A 17,508-nucleotide genomic window follows, 5' to 3' on the forward strand; every position below is an offset into this window, starting at 1 on the left:
TGTTTTTTTATTTACTTCCTAAATATTTTTTGTTCGAATCGGATAAAATATTTACCAATGCTTTATCGTCTAAAAACTGAAAATACCTTGCTTGTGCAACAAAATCCTTATCCAACACCACATAAGCAGGTAAAGAAAATGGTTTGTCGCTTCTACCAGCCATCAGTTGTGCAATTTCGTGTATGGGATTAATTTTATGTTGTCTTTTATTCACGAACATTTGGTCGCCAAAAACTATCGTGTCTCGGGTTTCAACATTCATTTTTACCGCATAATATTCTCGATTCAACAAATCGATTACTTCATCTTTTTTGAAGGTAGTCTTATCCATTTCTTTACAATACGTACACCAATCGGCATAAAAATCTATAAAAACTTTTTTGGGTTTAACTTTTAACGAATCATTAAGTTGTGAGAAATTTATCCAATTAATCTCTTTTATAGTTTGTGCATTTACATGATTAATATTCACGACTAAAGCACAGATAAACAGAAAAAATAAGCTGCATAAATTTCTCATAACTTATATTATTAAATTGATTTCAATCTTAATCCGATGAAAACTGTTCGGGGTAAATTCGGACCGTAAATAAAATTACTATCTCTATTTTTTCCTAAATCAAAGTTTTTTTCGTACGAATTAAAAATGTTTTTCATGCCTGTAAAAACCTCAATACCGCTTTCAATTTTGGTTAAGTTAAATGTGTGTCCTACTCTTAAGCTTAAATCTGTAAAAGTTGGTGTAGTAAAATATTCATCCACATTTTGGCCTGTGCCTACGCCAGCAAAGTGAGAGAGTAACATCGTACCTGTGTAAACTGCATTAGCACTTATGCTCCAATTTTTTGTGGGTGTATAGGCTACGGTTGCATAACCATAATGGTTAGGCGCACGCAAAAATTCTTTTTTTGCTTCTAAGCCCTCAATGTTTACTACCGGCGTGTTAAATTGGCTAGATTGAATGGTAAAGCCTGCATCAACTTGAACCACATAATCAAAATTTGCTCTAGTTTCAATCGTTATCCCTTTAACAGTTGCGCCATCGCCATTTCTTTTTTCGAAAATCTTTCCAAATTGATCTTCACCCAAAGGGAATTGGAAAAAAGCATCTTTCAATTTTGTGTAAAATCCTTCTAAGGTAAACCCTGCAATAAAATGTTCTGATGCTTTATCATAATTAACAGAACCTGTAAAGCTGTTCGATTTTTCTTCTTTTAAGCCAGGCGCTAACGAAATACGAGAAACCCCACCTGCTGCAAAAGCAATGTGTAAATCGGTATCGAAAGCTTGTGGCGCTCTAAATCCGGTTCCCCAACCTAATCGAAATTGAGTGTTTTCTTTAAATTTATAAAGCAATGATAACCTCGGACTTACAATTGCATGATCTACTAAGTTGTGTTTATCTACTCTAAACCCTGCTAAAAAATTTAATTTTGGTGTGATGTCCCAATCATTTTGAACAAAAGCACCAATATTTTTTGTTTTTTGGTCTATCTCATAGTGATAGGCTTCAATTTCGTCGAATACGGCATCGTACACATATTCCGTACCAGCGGTAAGGGTTGCTTCGCCACCTAAAAACCTTTTAAATTTATTATTAAACTGTACGCCACCTTGGTGTGTAATTACATCTGAAGTACCATAAGGCGGATTAGCGAAAAATGCTTGTTTCTCAATATCACCATCAGGGATAATTCCTGTATAGTGCTTTCTATCGGTTTTTTGACCGCCGTAATAGAAACTTAGCGAGTTTTTATCATCGTTAAAACTTATCGAATAATCAGCACTCCCCATTAAAATGTTGTGCATTCTTTCTTCAGATTGTTGTGCTAAATAGGCTGCTTTTTTCACATTTTCGCCGCCAAAACGGTATTCGTAAATACTACTCAAACTCAGTTCGAGTTTTTGGTTTTTTGCTGGTTTGAAGAAAAAATTTGCGCCAAAAGTATTGTCTTTTAATTGAGGCAGTTCCGAGAAATTATCGCCATTGGCATCATAATGATCTCGGTTTCTATTGTTCACAAATACACTTACGCCTGCATTTCTAGCTTCGTTAACCAACGATAAGTTTCCGGTAATTAAATTGTCTGATGCCTGTCCATCAATAAGTTGGTAGGTATTTGTAAACTCATACGTATTTGAAGTAGGGATTTTAGTAATCACGTTTACAGTGCCACCAATTGCGCTTGAGCCATATAGTGCAGAAACCCCGCCACGTACAACTTCAATTCGATCGATCATGTTTGTAGGGATTTGCTCCATTCCGTAAAGACCCATTAAGGGACTAAAAATCGCTCTACTATTAATTAAGATTTGAGAATAACCCCCTTGTAAACCATTTATTCTTAATTGTGAGTAATTACAAGTTTGGCAATCGGTTTCAACACGTAATCCAGGTTGAAACCGCAATCCTTCAGATAAACTGGTTGCAACCACTTGATCTAAAGTTTTACTGTTAATTAAGTTTACAATAACAGGCGAATTTGTTCTTCTTTTTGGTGTTCTCGTTCCGGTTACAACCACCTGATCTAAGGAATTATCATTGGAAATAAGGTTGAAATCTAAAATGTTGTTTTCACCTTCTTTAACGGTTATAGTTTGCTCGGCTCTTCTGTAGCCCACAGTTGATACCGAAATTTTATAAGTGCCCACAGGGATTTTATAAAAATCGTAATGACCTAAACTATCCGAAGAAGTTTTCATTTTAGTTTTTTGGATGGCGATAGTGGCAGAAGGCAACATGATTTCTCCAGCACTAACATGGCCAGATAAATTTCCGGTTTGTGCCATGGAGGTGAGCGTTACTAATGATAGTGATAAAAGTATAAGTATTTGTTTCATATAAGTTTTTAAATTTTGTCAAATGTATATATTTAATTTTATTAATAATACATTTAAAATTAGGCTAGTCTAATTTTTAAACACAAAGTAATTGATTATGTTTGTGGAAACGATAAAATAGTGCAAACACTTACAGAAGAAAATTACTTAAAAGCAATATTCAAACTAGCTCAAAATAATTTGGATAAAATTTCTGCTACGGCAATTGCCGATGAAATGGAAGTGAATGCAGCTTCTGTTATTGATATGCTTAAAAAGCTGAAAGAGAAGAAATTAATCAGCTACGATAAGAAAATTGGCGCTAAATTAGCGCCACAAGGAAATAAACTAGCTATAAACATTGTTCGGAAACATAGGTTGTGGGAAGTTTTTCTTTTTGAAAAGTTAAAATATACTTGGGATGAAGTGCATGAAATGGCGGAGCAGTTAGAGCACATCAAAAACCCCGAATTGGCAGATCGATTGGATAAATTTTTAGAATTTCCGCAATTCGATCCACACGGAGATCCAATTCCAAAAGCTAATGGAAATATTCCTGAGGTTTCAAAAATTCTGTTAGCCGATAAAAAACAAGGTGATACTTGTAAAGTTGTATCTGTTAAAGACACTTCTCCAGCATTTTTAAAATATCTAAATCAACTTTCCATCGTTATAGGATCGAAAATTTATATTAAGGAAATTATTTCGTTTGATAATTCTTTAATTATTTTAATCGATGATAAAGAATGTACGGTATCTGAAAAGTTGGCAAATAGTATTTTTGTAAAATAGTAAATATGCGTTAGTCAAATTCGTTAACAAAAAAGAGGAGGCTGCATTAAAAAGGCAGCCTCTGGGTGTAGTTTATTAAGGAGCATTGGGTAATTGATTATCGTTAATTACTCAAATTAAGAGATTTGTTTGTTATGCCAAAAGTATCCTTTGGTAGCCGTAGAAGTGACTATAGATAGAAGCATCCAATCAAAAACTAATTTATCTTTTCAGGTTTAGTAATCTGTTTCATCAAATTATCATCCCAATTCCCTTTCACTTTTATTTGAGCGACAGCCCCAAAAGCAAACGCTTCGATTAAATTATGATTTAGGTAGGCATACATTCCTGGTTCTTTGAATTGGTAAAGTGCAGCTACGGCAGATCCTGCAACAACTGGCCAAGATTCGTAATTTGTTGCAGGTTTATCATTAAAGGAACCGCCTAGCCAAACTAAATCTGCATGTCCGCCAATTAAATGAATACGGGTATCTCTGTTTGCTTGTGAGGTAATAAATAATACTTTATCGCCTACATTTGCGGTAAGCGCATTTTTTCCCGTTAACGCACCTGTTACACCGTTAAATACCAAATGCGTTGGGGTTAAGGTTTTAAACACTTTCGTCATATCATCGAAACCAGCACCGGGTGTTTCGTATTCTTTATATTTTCCATTAGCATCTTTGGGTACATAATAATCTTGCTCGGCAATGTAGAAAGCTTTGTCATAGTGTACAGCATTACCTTTTTCATCTTTTAATCCTTCACGGGGTAAAACCATAATTGCGCCATTCATGCCAGAGGTTACGTGTAAAGGCACCATAATTCCTCCCGGAGCACAATGATAGATGAAAACGCCTGCTTTTGTCGCTTTAAATCTTATGGTAACCTGTTGTCCGGGATTAACTAAAGATAAATCTCCACCACCCATTGCACCTGTTGCCGCATGAAAATCGATATTGTGTGTAAGTGAATTGGTTGAAGGATTAATAAGTGTGAGTTGCACATAATCATTTTGATGAACAACAATCATAGGGCCGGGAACAGAACCATTAAACGTAAGTGCCCATATTTTAACACCGGGTGCAATTTCTAATTTCTTCTCCGCTATAGTCAACTTCACATCTACCACTACAGGATCTCCAGAAGCAATTTGATCATATTTTGGTAAATAGGGCGGGGCAACTAACTGCTGTGTAACGTGCTTTAAATTGCCTATATTTTCTTTTTCACTTTGTGCTTGGTTGGTCGATTTGCTTTGATTGCATGCGCTTATAACGCATATAATAAGCGGAATAAAAAGAATTTTCATGATGTTTTTTTTAGTGAAGATTAGATTTTGCTTTGAAATATTTTTTTTTGATTCCGAGAAGAATCTGATTTTAGCACTAATTTCGACGGACGAAAAATTCGATAAGATTATATAATTTTTTTGAATAATTTGGTTTAGACGCTTGTCTTTGTCAAATTTTTAAATCTTAGGGTAATCAAAAATAGGCTTTTTTATTGGTGTAATTTTATTATAAATATTTTATTTTATTTAAAATTGCGGTGTGATTTTGCTTCGATATTTAGCGTGTTTATTATTCAATTGCGATCTAAATTAAGTTTAGAAGAAATGGGTAGTAAAATTTATTGCTTAGATTCTTCGACAAAACGTTGCTTAAAACCTAATCTCGATAATTAAACTTGATTAAACGCCTTCCTGAATGAGATTGCTTCGTCAATCTTCCTCGCGAGGATGGTCTAATCGGTCGTCTTGGCGAGGAACAGCACGTCCTGACTTCTCGGGAAATACAACGCTAAACTTCAGCGAAAGACTCCGCTTGTTCTAAAAAAGTAAGAAATATAAAAAAAGAGCTTAATCTTTTCAGATAAAAGCTCTTTTAAGCACCATTAAATAAAATCGTTGCCGTTAATTTCAGTTAAGGCATTATAAAAGTCAAAAAATTAGGTTGTGAAACCAATGAGGCTGTCTCATAATCATTTTTGGAATCTCATTCTCAGAATAATATTTTGCGAAACCGTCATTCCCGCTTGCCTGCTGCAAGCAGGTGAAAACGGGAATCGTAATGCTGTGGAAAGGCTACGAAATAGCTTCCTGCTGAAGCATTAGGCTACCCTTCCGATAGCTATCTGAACAAGCTGAGCATGACGATAACGCCAAATTTAATTCCATTATGTGTTCTCAATTTGTTGTTTTGAGACAGCCTCATTTCTAAAATAAATTAAGTTGAATAACTTCTTGTTGAGCCACTGCCAGAAAATGATTTTCCTGTACGCCTAAAAAATATAAAGGACTTTCTTTAAATCGCGAAGCAACGCTAACCATGGTATTGCCGGCTACGCATTTAAACATGTTTTCTGCCAATGTAGGTTCGTTGTTATCTTTCGATAAATGACTTAACAGCAAATGACTCATGTAAGAAGCGCTGTGGTTTCTGAAAAGTTGTAAAGCCTCATCATTTGATAAATGACCTTTCCCACCAGTAATTCTATGTTTTAAAAAATAAGGATATCGCCCTTCTTCAAGCATTTTAGTGTCGTAATTGGCTTCTAAAAAGGCTGCGTGGCAAATTTTAAAGTGTTTAATTAATTTGTGGCAAACTGAGCCAATATCTGTAAAAACACCAACGCGATAATCTTGATATTCTACCACAAAGCTATATGGATCGGCGGCATCATGAAATTTAGAGAATGCGTGCACTTTTAAATTGCCAATTTCTATAATGCTTTCGTTAAAAGAAAACGTAAAATCTTTACTTAAACTTAAACGGCTATTTTTTAAAGTGGCGTTGTTAATGTAAACTGGTAAATTATATTTATTTGCAAAAACTTCTAAACCCTTAATGTGGTCGCTGTGCTCGTGCGAAATGAAAATTGCTTTTACTTTATCTATGGATAAACCTAAACGATTCATCCTTTTTTCAACTTCCTTACAGGAAATACCTACATCGATCAGCACCGCATCTGTATCGTTACCTACATAATAACAATTGCCGTTACTGCCCGAATTTATAGATGAAAAATAAAGTGCCATGCTGAAATCAAAGATAGCGCTTATTTAATCCCGTTAAAAACCTCCGTTAAAAATTTATGTTAATAACTTTAATCAATGTTTTGTATATCAATGAATTACTAATTTGCAATTAACCATTACTTTTTGGTAATCTTCCATTTCAATTTCTTTACCAATTAATTTTAACAGCAATTCAATCGCTTTTTCACCAACGCCTTCCGGATTTTCTTCGATAGATGCAATTGGCGGATCAGCCAAATAATTAATTAACGGTGTATTTCCAAAACCTACCGATTCTATTTCACTAAACCGCGGGTGGCCAATTTGCTTTAGGTACTTTAGCGCATCGAAAAGTATTGGCTCCTTATAAGCAACAAGCGCCGTGGGCATTTCGTTGGTGTCAACAAAAAGGCTTTTAATCGCTTCAATAGTATGTTCGTTATCAAAATTTGTGTAAGCCACTAGGTTCTGTTCAAACGAAATCCCAGCATCATTCAATGCATTTATATAACCTTTAAAACGATCGTGGGTAAAATTTATCATTTTTGGTCCACCCAAATACGCTATTTTTTTATGGCCTCTATCTATTAAAAACTTTGTAGCTAAATAAGAGCCTTGAAAACCGTTTCCAAAAACTTTGTGGCAATTCAAATTAAAACTCGGGTTTCGTGTGTAATAAACAACAGGTGTACCCATTCTTTCAAATTGATCTAGGTGATCAAAATTTTGCGTGTGTTGCGATATGGCTACAATTAATCCATCAACACATGTTTTTAACAGCATATTAGCCAGTGTCACTTCCTTTTCAAACTCATCGTGAGATTGACTGATAATAACGTTATAACCATGCTTCATGGCAAACTGCTCAATACCATAAATACTTCGATTGAAAAAATAATCCAACAGATTAGGCAAAATAATGCCAATAATTCTGGTTTTTCGATCCTTTAAGTTTATTGCAGATTTGTTTGGCGTAAAATTTAATTCTTTTGCCAACTCCAGCACTCTTTTCTTGGTATAATCGTTAATGCTAGGGTAGTTGTTTAAAGCTTTTGATACGGTAGAAACCGACATTTTTAGTTTTTCGGCCAAAAATTTTAGGGTTATCGGTACATGCTTATTTAACTTTTCCATCTCTACGCAATTTTACCAAAAAAACATGAATAATTTCAAACGATTGAAATCGCTTTTTGAAATAATTTATCAGTTGAGAGAAAAATAAGCATTAAAACTGATTGTATATCATTAAATTCGTTCAGTAAAAATTAAACCATATAATTGATTATACCGATATGAACACAAAATATAATAAATTAGAACAAACTTGGCGCTGGTACGGGCCTAACGATCCGGTAAGTTTACAAGATGTAAAGCAAGCGGGCGCAACTGGTATTGTAACCGCCCTCCATCATATTGCGCATGGCGATATTTGGCCTTTGGCTGATATTTTAGAGCGGAAAGCAATAATAGAAAACGCCGGATTAACTTGGTCGGTAGTAGAAAGCGTTCCCGTGCACGAAGCCATAAAAACCAGAAGGGCAGATGCCGATCAATTTATCGAAAACTATAAAACATCTTTAAAAAACTTAGCGCAGGCAGGCATTAAAACCATTTGCTATAACTTTATGCCTGTTTTAGATTGGACGCGTACCCAGTTGGATTTGGAAATGACTGACGGATCTAAGGCCTTATATTTTAATTGGATAGATCTAGCTATTTTCGATATTTATATTTTGAAACGTGATGATGCCAAGGCAGATTATTCAGCTTCGATATTAAAACGTGCCGAAGATAAATTTGTAACCTTAAACCAATCTCAGCTTGATGATTTAAGAATTAACGTATTAATGGGCATCCCTAACGAAAAGGAAATAGAGTTAGAAACCTTGCGCAATAGTATAAAAGAGTACAAAATAATCGGTACGCAGGGCTTAAAAGAGAATTTGTTTTATTTTTTATCGGCTATTGCAGATGTATGCACAAAAGAAGGCATCAAAATGACCATTCACCCGGATGATCCACCTTACCCAATTTTAGGTTTACCAAGAATAGCAAGTTCTTTAGCAGATTTTAATGATCTACTTTTAGCAGTTGACCAGCCTTTTAATGGCGTTTGTTTTTGTACAGGTTCTTTAGGTGCTGGCGTTAATAACGATGCTTTAGAGATTTTTGAGGCTGTAAAAAGTCGGGTATATTTTGCTCATTTGCGCAACGTAGCTAAAGATGAAGATGGCAGTTTTTACGAAGCCGATCATTTAGGTGGTGATGTAAATATGTATGAAATTATGAAGGCTTTATCCGAAGAAAACGCCACGCGTACTATCGCTATTCCTTTCCGTCCAGATCATGGCCACCAAATGCTCGATGATATTCAAAAGCAGTCTAACCCAGGGTATTCTGCAATTGGCAGGTTAAGGGGTTTAGCCGAGCTTAGGGGGTTAGAACTTGGCGTTACAGGGAATTATTAGTGTTGAATTTATTTACCGATGTAATTTTGAATTTTGCTTTAAACATCAAATTAAAAACCGATTGCCATACCACTTGTTAATTTATTATGATGGAAGATGAACCGACTAAAAGCAAGACAATACTAAAGCCATCGGTTATTCACGATGACTTACCTGCGCCACCGCACCAGCACCATAGTAGAGATAATGTAGTGGCCGATAGACAGCCCGAAAATCCGGAAAGAAATTACCACCATGATGAATTTAAAAATTTAACATCGGTACATGACGAGGTAAAACACGCAGATGACGACGAATGGAATGGTGAAGATGCGTAATTTGGGCTTACAATTGGATGAAATTTACCCTTAAAAACTACAATGAAGTTATTAAATAATTGATTGTAAATGGGTTACGTTTCTACGCTAAAATAGTTGAAATATATTTTTTCTTATTCAATAGAACTTCTATATTTGCAACTCATTAAAAAATGAGCCTCGGTAGCTCAGCTGGATAGAGCGTCGGTTTTCTAAACCGAGGGTCAGGGGTTCGAGTCCCTTCCGGGGTACCATTTAAAGGTCTTTAGTTTATAACTAGAGGCCTTTTTTTTTTTAAGTTGGGTTGCGTTATTTTTGGCAATAGTTACTCAAGCCTTCGGGCAGTTCAAGGATAATAAGATAGATTCCAAAGCTTATTGTTTCTACAAAAAAATCAAATCTTTTTCCTCCCCAACTTTTTTGCTTGATCCCTTTTTTTCGCCCCCAAAAACCCAAAATTTGTGGCAAAAAAAAAGCTACCTTTTTGGGTAGCTTCTAATTTCGATTTTTTCTGTACTCGGAGCGGGAATCGAACCCGCACGCCTGTTGAGGGCACAGGATTTTAAGTCCTGCGTGTCTACCAGTTCCACCATCCGAGCCTTAAAGAAGCTTATTCAGCTTCTAAAATTAAATGCCTCCTGGTAGGAAGGCATTTAGAGCGAAAGACGAGATTCGAACTCGCGACCCCGACCTTGGCAAGGTCGTGCTCTACCAACTGAGCTACTTTCGCATTACCGTTTGTTTTTGGTGATGCAAATATAGTGAGATTTGTAAGTCTTCCAAATTCTTTTTTATAAAAATTTCAATTATTCCTTTAATTGGCTGTTTATCATTGAAATAAATTTTCAAGCAACAATGAGCAATTATGTTTATAAGCTATATTCTTGGCATTAACACCTAATTTGTGTCTTGTTTTAGCACGCTATAAATTAAATCCAGCTCAAAACCCCGGCTTTGCAGGTATGTAATTAGCTTATACTTCCGTTTATTTTTGTCTTTTTCAGTTAAAGTTTCACTTTTTTTCTCCGCTATATGTCGTAAAGTGCGCTCATAATCGTCATCATCCATACTATACAGTGCTTTTTGCAAAATTCTTTCGGGTACACCTTTCAATTTTAAACCTTGTTTAATTTTAATACGGCCCCATTTTTTAATATTAAACTTACCCGAAACATAAATTTTGGCAAAACGTTCTTCATTTAAAAAATTATTTACAATCAGCTCCGCAAGTATTTCCTCTAATTCATCCCCTCTAATTCCCCATTCTACCAATTTATAACGCACTTCTTTTTGAGATCGTTCTTGATAAACGCAAAAATGCTCCGCTTTCGCCAAAGCTTGTTTTTTATCTAAATATACTACCTCTTGTTTACCGCTTTTCATAATTAATTGCTGAAATTCGTAAAATAAATATCAATATCATATTTCTGAACCTAAAAAGCATGCAAAGCACAACTTATACTATTGCCGAAATTGCTAAAATTTTAAATGCCGATGCTAATTTAATTAACAAAGATGCTATTATTCAATATTTAGTTATAGATAGCCGTTCGGTTTTGGTGCCAGAAAGTTCGTTGTTCTTTGCTTTAAATGCGCATCGCAATGGACACGATTTCATTCCAGATGCCTACAAGCAAGGCGTTAGAAATTTTGTAATAACGGATATCAAATTTATTGAACTATATAAAGACTGTAATTTTTTATGTGTTAATGATGGATTGAAAGCATTGCAAAGCTTAAGTACTTTCCATCGCCATCGTTTTAGCCTTAAAACAATAGGGATAACAGGGAGTAACGGAAAGACAATTGTTAAAGAGTGGCTTTATCAGTTACTATCTTCAGATTTTAACATCGTTCGAAGTCCAAAAAGTTATAATTCTCAAATAGGTGTTCCGTTATCGGTTTGGGGCATAACAGCCGATAACAACCTTGGAATTTTTGAAGCTGGTATTTCTGGATTGAATGAAATGGGAAGTTTAGAAAAAATTATTGGGCCAGAAATAGGGATTTTAACCAACATTAACGAAGCGCATGCCGAAGGGTTTTCATCAAAAGAAGAAAAACTTAAAGAAAAACTCAAACTTTTTGAAAATGCCGAACTGCTTATTTATTCGCCAGATTATGTAGATGAATTTAACTTAGTGCATTTACCTGCGAAAAATAAATTTACTTGGAGCTGTATGCAAAAAGCCGATTTACAAGTTATTGATGAACATTTTTTTGAAGATAAGTGCGCCTTAAAGGCCATTTATCATGGTATAAATATTGACTGTGTTTTGCCTTTTAAAGATAAAGCATCGATAGAAAATGGTATTATTTGTTGGGCAACTTTATTATCGCTTGGCTATACGGCCGAAGAATCTCGTAATCGGTTATCGAGGTTGAGTGCAGTAACGATGCGGTTGGAACTAAAAAATGGCATTAACCAATGTTCTATAATTGATGATTCTTACAGTGCAGATATTTCCTCGCTAGGCATCGCGCTCGATTTTCTAAATCAACAAAATCAACATCCAAAAAAAACTGTTATTCTGTCGGATTTGTTTGAAACTGGTCGTGCAGATGAGAAACTATATACTGAAATTGCTGATTTATTAAAACAAAAGAAAGTGCATAGACTAATTGGCATCGGCGCTCATATTTCGAAATTTGCTTATTTATTTCGGCTTGAAAAAGCTTTTTTTGTAGATACTGATGCATTTATCCAATCATTTTCCAATGGGCAATTTAACCACGAAACCATTTTAGTAAAAGGAGCGAGGCGTTTCGAGTTTGGTAAAATAAGTAAACTACTCACGCAGAAAATACACGATACCGTTTTAGAGATAGACTTAAATGCCATGGTAGCCAACTTGCAATTTTATCGCTCCAAAACCGAAGCTAGGGTTAAAATTATGGCTATGGTAAAAGCATTTTCTTACGGCAGCGGAAGCTTCGAAATTGCTAATTTGTTGCAATTTCATAAAATAGATTATTTAGCGGTGGCGTATGCTGATGAAGGTATCGCTCTGCGGAAAGCTGGAATTACGTTGCCCATTATGGTTATGAGTCCGCAAGAATCGGCATTCGAGGCCATTATAACTCATAAACTTGAACCCGAAATTTACAGTACAGAAATTCTAAAAGCGTTTTTAAATGCGTTAGATGATGTGACATCGCTTTATCCAATCCATCTTAAAATTGATACAGGTATGCACCGTTTGGGTTTCGATGATTGTGACTTAAATGACTTAATCAACCTCATTAAAAACAACCAAAAAATTAAAATAGAGAGTATTTTTTCTCACTTAGTTGCCAGCGCAGAAGCTGAGCATGATGGTTTTACACAGCTTCAGCTAAATAAATTTGAGCATGTTGTAGCTAAATTAATTGCAGTTTTGGGCTACAAACCTATTTTGCACATCGCAAACACAGCTGCAATTACCCGTTGGCCAAACGCGCAAATGGATATGGTAAGGCTTGGTATTGGTTTGTACGGCTTTGATGCTGGCCTGCCGAATAACCGCAATATACAAACTACAATGGTGCTAAAAACAACCGTTACGCAGGTTAAAATAGTAAAAAAAGGTGAAACCGTGGGTTACAGTAGGCGAGGAGTGATGGCCGAAGACGGCAAAATTGCAACTGTAAAAATAGGGTATGCCGATGGCTATAGCAGAGCTTTTGGCAATGGCGTTGGTGCAATGGTTATAAACGGCATTAGCGTAAACACCATCGGCTCTATTTGCATGGATATGACGATGCTCGATGTTACAGGTTTGGATGTTAAAGCTGGCGATGAGGCAATTGTTTTTAATCATGATCACAACATTGCTACGCTAGCTAAACAAATTAATACCATTCCCTATGAAATTTTAACCAATATTTCGCAACGGGTAAAAAGAGTTTATTTTTACGATTAGTTTTTTTGGTTGATTAGTTTGTTAGCTTTTTGGTTGAATTGGTTTTTTGGGGAGCATATTTGTTTTTAGATTTATAAACAAAATAATGACCGAGTTGCAACTAAACGATATACAACTATCTTACTCAACAAATTTTATCTAAGTTTGTAACATGAACAAAATCGGGAGAGCCATTTTAAACTATTTAATTAAGGGTTTATTAATTGTTGTGCCCATTGCGGTGAGTATTTTTATAGTGGTTTGGGCAGTTACTACGGTAGATAGCTGGTTAAATGTTAACAATATTTTAGGCGTAAATCCAGTTACTGGCGAAAGTAGAAATATACCCGGTTTAGGTTTGCTTACCGTTATTACGATTATATTATTGGCAGGGATTTTTGTAACTAATTTAGTTACCGAGCCCATGTACAATTGGTTTCATCGCGTTATGCACCGTTTGCCGCTCCTTAATTTCATCTACACATCTATAAAAGATTTAACAGAAGCTTTCGTTGGTGATGAAAAGAAATTCAATCACCCGGTACTTGTTGAGGTTGAGGGTGGTTTAAAAAAAATTGGTTTCTTAACACAAAATGATTTAAAAAAGCTCGAATTACCTGATGAAGTGGCTGTCTATTTTCCGCTTTCGTATTCTTTTGCGGGCCAACTCTGTATTGTTAAACGCGATAAGGTTGCTGATTTGAAAATGAGCGCCTCAGATGCAATGAAATTAGTGGTAAGTGGTGGTGTAAGTGGATTTTAAAACCCAATAAAATGATTCAAATTTTTCATAACAATAGGTGTAGCAAAAGTAGATGTGCTGTAGTTGAACTAGAAAAAAGTGGGCAACCTTTTGAAGTAATCAATTACCTCGAAACGCCACCTACCGAAACTGAACTTATTGCAATTTTGAAAAAATTAAATTTTAAGCCTGTTGATTTAATTAGAAAAACGGAGAAAGTTTACATCGAAAAGTATAAAAATAAATCGCTGAGCGATAACGAGTGGATTGAGGTGATGATTACAAATCCCATTTTAATTGAGCGACCAATTGTAATCGACGGAGATAAAGCAATTATTGCAAGACCAACAGAAAGAATGAACGAAATTTTAATGTAGAACCCGTATTTAAAAATAATTTTATTGAGCTTGTCGAAAACCTTAACAAATGTAAAGGCGCTCAACAAGCTCAAGTTCGATTGCTTTTGCTGATCATTTTAAGCAATTAAACCCAACTTAAAAGTTCGGTTTAAGTACATATTTATCGTAAAAGCGGAAAATATGTTCTGCAGCCTCTTCAGCAGTATCAACCAAACGGAACAACTGCAAATCTTCTTTATGGATGTTATGTTCCATCGCCATCATCGTAATTGTTAACCAATCTACCAAACCACTCCAGTACGCAACACCTACCAAAACAATCGGAAAACGTGCAATTTTACCAGTTTGAATAAGCGTTAAGGCTTCAAAAAGTTCATCCATGGTACCAAATCCACCGGGTAAAACCACAAAACCTTGACTATATTTCATAAACATCACTTTACGAACAAAGAAATAATCAAATTCCAAAAGTTTGTTGTGGTCGATATATTTATTGTGAAATTGCTCAAAAGGCAATTCGATGTTTAAACCAACTGATTTTCCACCATTATTATAAGCGCCTTTATTACCAGCTTCCATAATACCCGGACCACCGCCTGTAATAACACCGTAACCTCTATCGGTTAATAATCGGCCACATTCTTCTGCTAGTTTGTAATATCGGTTGGTTTCTGCAGTTCGTGCCGAACCATAAATGGTTACACAAGGACCAATTTTAGCTAACTTCTCAAAACCATCCACAAATTCGGCCATGATTTTGAAAATTTGCCAACTGTCTGTTACCTTAATTTCTTGCCAATCTTTATTTTCAAAGGCACTTCTAATTTTTTCTTCACTATTCATATACTGTAATTCTAATGTTAAAATTTCGTTTGCGCATCAGTTTTATGGCTGATCAACAGCAAACCTAAAAGCGTAATTAAACCATTTACTAAAATGAGCTCTACACTAAAAACATATCCTCCAAAAAGTTTGACTGAATTGCTTGCAAGCAAGTAACATAAAAAAGGTGATAATAAGCATACCAATGGAACTAATTTATCCTTTAAACCCCGTTTTTTTACAAATAAACCAAAACTGTATAAACCTAAAAGTGGTCCGTAAGTGTAAGCCGCAATCGTGAAGATTAAACTCACAACCGAAGAACTGTTCATTGCGTTGATGATTAAGATAACCAAAAACATCAATATGGAGAAAAATATGTGTACCGTATGGCGCTTTTTAACCGCATTTGTAGCATTTACTTTGTCTGCCTTATCCATGCCCAAAAAATCTACACAAAAAGAAGTAGTCAACGCCGTTAGTGCAGAATCTGTTGTGGCAAATGTAGCCGCTGTTAAGCCCAACATAAATACAATTGCGGGTACTGCACCTAAATGATTTAAGGCAATTTCGGGAAACAATAAATCTGTTCGTGGCTTGCCTGTTATATGATCTAAGGGAATTTCAATGCCATTTTTAGCAGCGAAAATATAGAGCAATGCGCCAACGCTTAAAAAGAATACGTTTAAAATTACAAATACACCGGTAAAGGTAAACATGTTCTTTTTCGCTTCCTTTATTGTGCCCATACTTAAGTTCTTTTGCATTAAATCTTGGTCTAAACCCGTCATCGCAATCGTTACAAAAATACCGCCGATAAATTGTTTGCTGAAGTAGAATTTACTGCCCAAAAAATCATCTAAAAAGAAAATTTTAGAATAGCTGCTATTTTTTACCGTCTCGAAAGCTTGGGGGATATTAAAATCTAAGCTCCTGCAAATAAAATAAATAGTTAAAAATACAGATAGCACTAAAAAAAATGTTTGCAGGGTATCGGTAATAATGATTGTTTTTAAACCACCTTTAAAAGTGTAAGACCAAATTAAAGCCAGCGAAATAAGTACCGTTAACCAAAAAGGTATGCCATAATTATCAAAAATGAAGCGTTGCAAAACAATTACCACGAGGTACAATCGGGTTGCAGAGCCAAGTGTACGACTTAATAAAAATATAGAAGCGGCAGTTTTATAGCTGTAATACCCCAATCTTTGCTCAATATAGCTGTAAATGGATGTTAATTTCATCCGGTAGTATAAGGGCAGTAAAACCGTGGCGATAATTACAAAACCAACTGCATTGCCCAAAACAAACTGAAAGTATTGAAATTGATTGCCAGCGGGCGCGCCAACTTCTCCGGGTACGGAGATAAATGTAACGCCAGAAAGTGCGGTGCCAATCATCCCGAAAGCAACTAAATACCATTTCGAGTTGCGGTTGGCGATAAAAAATGAGGCATTATCTGATGCATTTTTTGAAGTTACCAGGGAAATTACAATCAATATTACAAAATACGCAATTAAAAAAATTAAGAGTATGGTTGGCGACATAGCATAGTTTTTTGGTTAAAAGTAGCAATTTACAATTAATGTTAAGGATTTCGTTTTTATAAATTCATTTTAGTTAATTAGCCTTCAAATTGTTTTTATTTGAATATTCTATGGCGCATTAATTATTGTTTTTTCTCTATTTTTGTAATATGAATTTTTCATCCAAACTGTTAGAAGATGCGGTAAATGAATTCTCGAAGTTGCCCGGCGTTGGCCAGAAAACAGCTTTGAGATTGGTTTTGCATTTGTTAAATAAAGAACAGGAAGAAGTTAATCAGTTTGGTAATACTTTTATTAAACTTAAAAAAGAGATTAAGAATTGCACCATTTGCAGAAATATATCTGATTTTTCGATATGTGAAATTTGTACATCGCACAAAAGAGATCAAGCAACTATTTGTGTTGTTGAAGATACCCGAGATGTGATGGCAATAGAAAATACGAGTCAGTATTTTGGCGTTTACCATGTGCTTGGTGGCTTAATTTCTCCGATGGACGGTATTGGTCCAACTGATTTATTTATTGATGGATTGGTGGCTAGAGTTGCCGTGGGCGATATTAAAGAAGTTATTTTAGCGCTAAGTCCAAACATGGAAGGTGATACCACGCTTTTTTATCTCTATAAAAAATTAAAAGATTTTAACATTCCCATTTCTACAATTGCGCGGGGTATTGCATTTGGTGGCGAGCTCGAATATACGGATGAGATTACTTTAGGTCGATCTATCATTACAAGAGTGCCTTATGAAAATGCAATGATGAGATAAAAAACAAAATTGAATT

Annotated in this window: 15 protein-coding genes and 3 tRNA genes; 8 read left to right on the forward strand and 10 right to left on the reverse strand. The window is 35.2% G+C overall.

Features of this window, described 5'->3' with window-relative positions:
- Window positions 1-7: 7 nt before the first annotated feature.
- Both EZJ43_RS10010 and EZJ43_RS10015 read right to left on the reverse strand, forming a co-directional pair.
- Window positions 8-520 carry a thioredoxin family protein gene (locus EZJ43_RS10010; RefSeq protein ID WP_133262576.1) on the reverse strand — a complete coding sequence of 171 codons (513 nt, stop codon included), beginning with the start codon at window positions 518-520 and terminating at the stop codon, window positions 8-10.
- An 11-nt stretch (window positions 521-531) separates the two neighbouring features.
- Window positions 532-2,841 carry a TonB-dependent receptor gene (locus tag EZJ43_RS10015; RefSeq protein ID WP_133262577.1) on the reverse strand — a complete coding sequence of 770 codons (2,310 nt, stop codon included), beginning with the start codon at window positions 2,839-2,841 and terminating at the stop codon, window positions 532-534.
- Window positions 2,842-2,961: 120 nt separating this feature from the next.
- Here EZJ43_RS10015 and EZJ43_RS10020 point away from each other — a divergent pair, with 120 nt between their 5' ends.
- Window positions 2,962-3,612, forward strand: coding sequence for a metal-dependent transcriptional regulator (locus tag EZJ43_RS10020; RefSeq protein WP_133262578.1), 651 nt, complete (start codon window positions 2,962-2,964; stop codon window positions 3,610-3,612).
- Between the two features lie 196 nt (window positions 3,613-3,808).
- Here the strand turns inward: EZJ43_RS10020 and nirK are convergent, their stop codons facing one another.
- The 3 genes from nirK to EZJ43_RS10035 all read right to left on the reverse strand — a co-directional run bounded on the left by nirK (window position 3,809) and on the right by EZJ43_RS10035 (window position 7,744).
- Window positions 3,809-4,903, reverse strand: coding sequence for a copper-containing nitrite reductase (nirK, locus tag EZJ43_RS10025; RefSeq protein WP_133262579.1), 1,095 nt, complete (start codon window positions 4,901-4,903; stop codon window positions 3,809-3,811).
- Window positions 4,904-5,809: 906 nt separating this feature from the next.
- The gene (locus tag EZJ43_RS10030) at window positions 5,810-6,631 is read right to left on the reverse strand and encodes an MBL fold metallo-hydrolase (protein ID WP_133262580.1); all 822 of its coding nucleotides are present in this window, start codon (window positions 6,629-6,631) and stop codon (window positions 5,810-5,812) included.
- Between the two features lie 87 nt (window positions 6,632-6,718).
- Window positions 6,719-7,744, reverse strand: a complete 1,026-nt coding sequence (locus tag EZJ43_RS10035; RefSeq protein ID WP_133262581.1) for a LacI family DNA-binding transcriptional regulator — start codon at window positions 7,742-7,744, stop codon at window positions 6,719-6,721.
- A gap of 158 nt (window positions 7,745-7,902) precedes the next feature.
- Between EZJ43_RS10035 and uxuA the strand changes: the two genes are divergently transcribed.
- The 3 genes from uxuA to EZJ43_RS10050 all read left to right on the forward strand — a co-directional run bounded on the left by uxuA (window position 7,903) and on the right by EZJ43_RS10050 (window position 9,628).
- On the forward strand, window positions 7,903-9,078 hold the full coding sequence (gene uxuA, locus EZJ43_RS10040) for a mannonate dehydratase (protein WP_133262582.1): 1,176 nt from the start codon (window positions 7,903-7,905) through the stop codon (window positions 9,076-9,078).
- Between the two features lie 86 nt (window positions 9,079-9,164).
- The gene (locus EZJ43_RS10045) at window positions 9,165-9,395 is read left to right on the forward strand and encodes a hypothetical protein (protein WP_133262583.1); all 231 of its coding nucleotides are present in this window, start codon (window positions 9,165-9,167) and stop codon (window positions 9,393-9,395) included.
- Window positions 9,396-9,551: 156 nt separating this feature from the next.
- Window positions 9,552-9,628 (forward strand) — tRNA-Arg (locus EZJ43_RS10050).
- A gap of 260 nt (window positions 9,629-9,888) precedes the next feature.
- On the opposite strand, the gene EZJ43_RS10055 is transcribed toward EZJ43_RS10050, so the two are convergent.
- The 3 genes from EZJ43_RS10055 to EZJ43_RS10065 all read right to left on the reverse strand — a co-directional run bounded on the left by EZJ43_RS10055 (window position 9,889) and on the right by EZJ43_RS10065 (window position 10,757).
- Window positions 9,889-9,973: transfer RNA gene (locus EZJ43_RS10055), tRNA-Leu, on the reverse strand.
- 58 nt (window positions 9,974-10,031) lie between these two features.
- Window positions 10,032-10,104: transfer RNA gene (locus tag EZJ43_RS10060), tRNA-Gly, on the reverse strand.
- Between the two features lie 167 nt (window positions 10,105-10,271).
- Window positions 10,272-10,757, reverse strand: a complete 486-nt coding sequence (locus EZJ43_RS10065; protein WP_133262584.1) for a regulatory protein RecX — start codon at window positions 10,755-10,757, stop codon at window positions 10,272-10,274.
- Window positions 10,758-10,816: 59 nt separating this feature from the next.
- Between EZJ43_RS10065 and EZJ43_RS10070 the strand changes: the two genes are divergently transcribed.
- The 3 genes from EZJ43_RS10070 to arsC all read left to right on the forward strand — a co-directional run bounded on the left by EZJ43_RS10070 (window position 10,817) and on the right by arsC (window position 14,374).
- Window positions 10,817-13,276, forward strand: coding sequence for a bifunctional UDP-N-acetylmuramoyl-tripeptide:D-alanyl-D-alanine ligase/alanine racemase (locus tag EZJ43_RS10070; protein ID WP_133262585.1), 2,460 nt, complete (start codon window positions 10,817-10,819; stop codon window positions 13,274-13,276).
- 151 nt (window positions 13,277-13,427) lie between these two features.
- Window positions 13,428-14,018, forward strand: coding sequence for a DUF502 domain-containing protein (locus tag EZJ43_RS10075; RefSeq protein ID WP_133262586.1), 591 nt, complete (start codon window positions 13,428-13,430; stop codon window positions 14,016-14,018).
- Window positions 14,019-14,029: 11 nt separating this feature from the next.
- Window positions 14,030-14,374 (forward strand): arsenate reductase (glutaredoxin), encoded by a 345-nt coding sequence (gene arsC / locus EZJ43_RS10080; RefSeq protein ID WP_133262587.1) that lies wholly within the window; start codon window positions 14,030-14,032, stop codon window positions 14,372-14,374.
- Between the two features lie 117 nt (window positions 14,375-14,491).
- On the opposite strand, the gene EZJ43_RS10085 is transcribed toward arsC, so the two are convergent.
- Complete coding sequence (locus EZJ43_RS10085; RefSeq protein WP_133262588.1) at window positions 14,492-15,199, reverse strand: LOG family protein; 708 nt, start codon at window positions 15,197-15,199, stop codon at window positions 14,492-14,494.
- A gap of 17 nt (window positions 15,200-15,216) precedes the next feature.
- A complete protein-coding gene (locus tag EZJ43_RS10090; RefSeq protein WP_133262589.1) occupies window positions 15,217-16,725 on the reverse strand; it encodes a sodium:solute symporter in 1,509 nt (502 codons plus the stop codon).
- A gap of 149 nt (window positions 16,726-16,874) precedes the next feature.
- On the opposite strand from EZJ43_RS10090, the gene recR reads away from it, so the two are divergent.
- A complete protein-coding gene (recR, locus tag EZJ43_RS10095) occupies window positions 16,875-17,492 on the forward strand; it encodes a recombination mediator RecR (protein ID WP_133262590.1) in 618 nt (205 codons plus the stop codon).
- Window positions 17,493-17,508: the final 16 nt, after the last annotated feature.

Source organism: Pedobacter changchengzhani (assembly GCF_004354365.1).
Classification (GTDB): domain Bacteria; phylum Bacteroidota; class Bacteroidia; order Sphingobacteriales; family Sphingobacteriaceae; genus Pedobacter; species Pedobacter changchengzhani.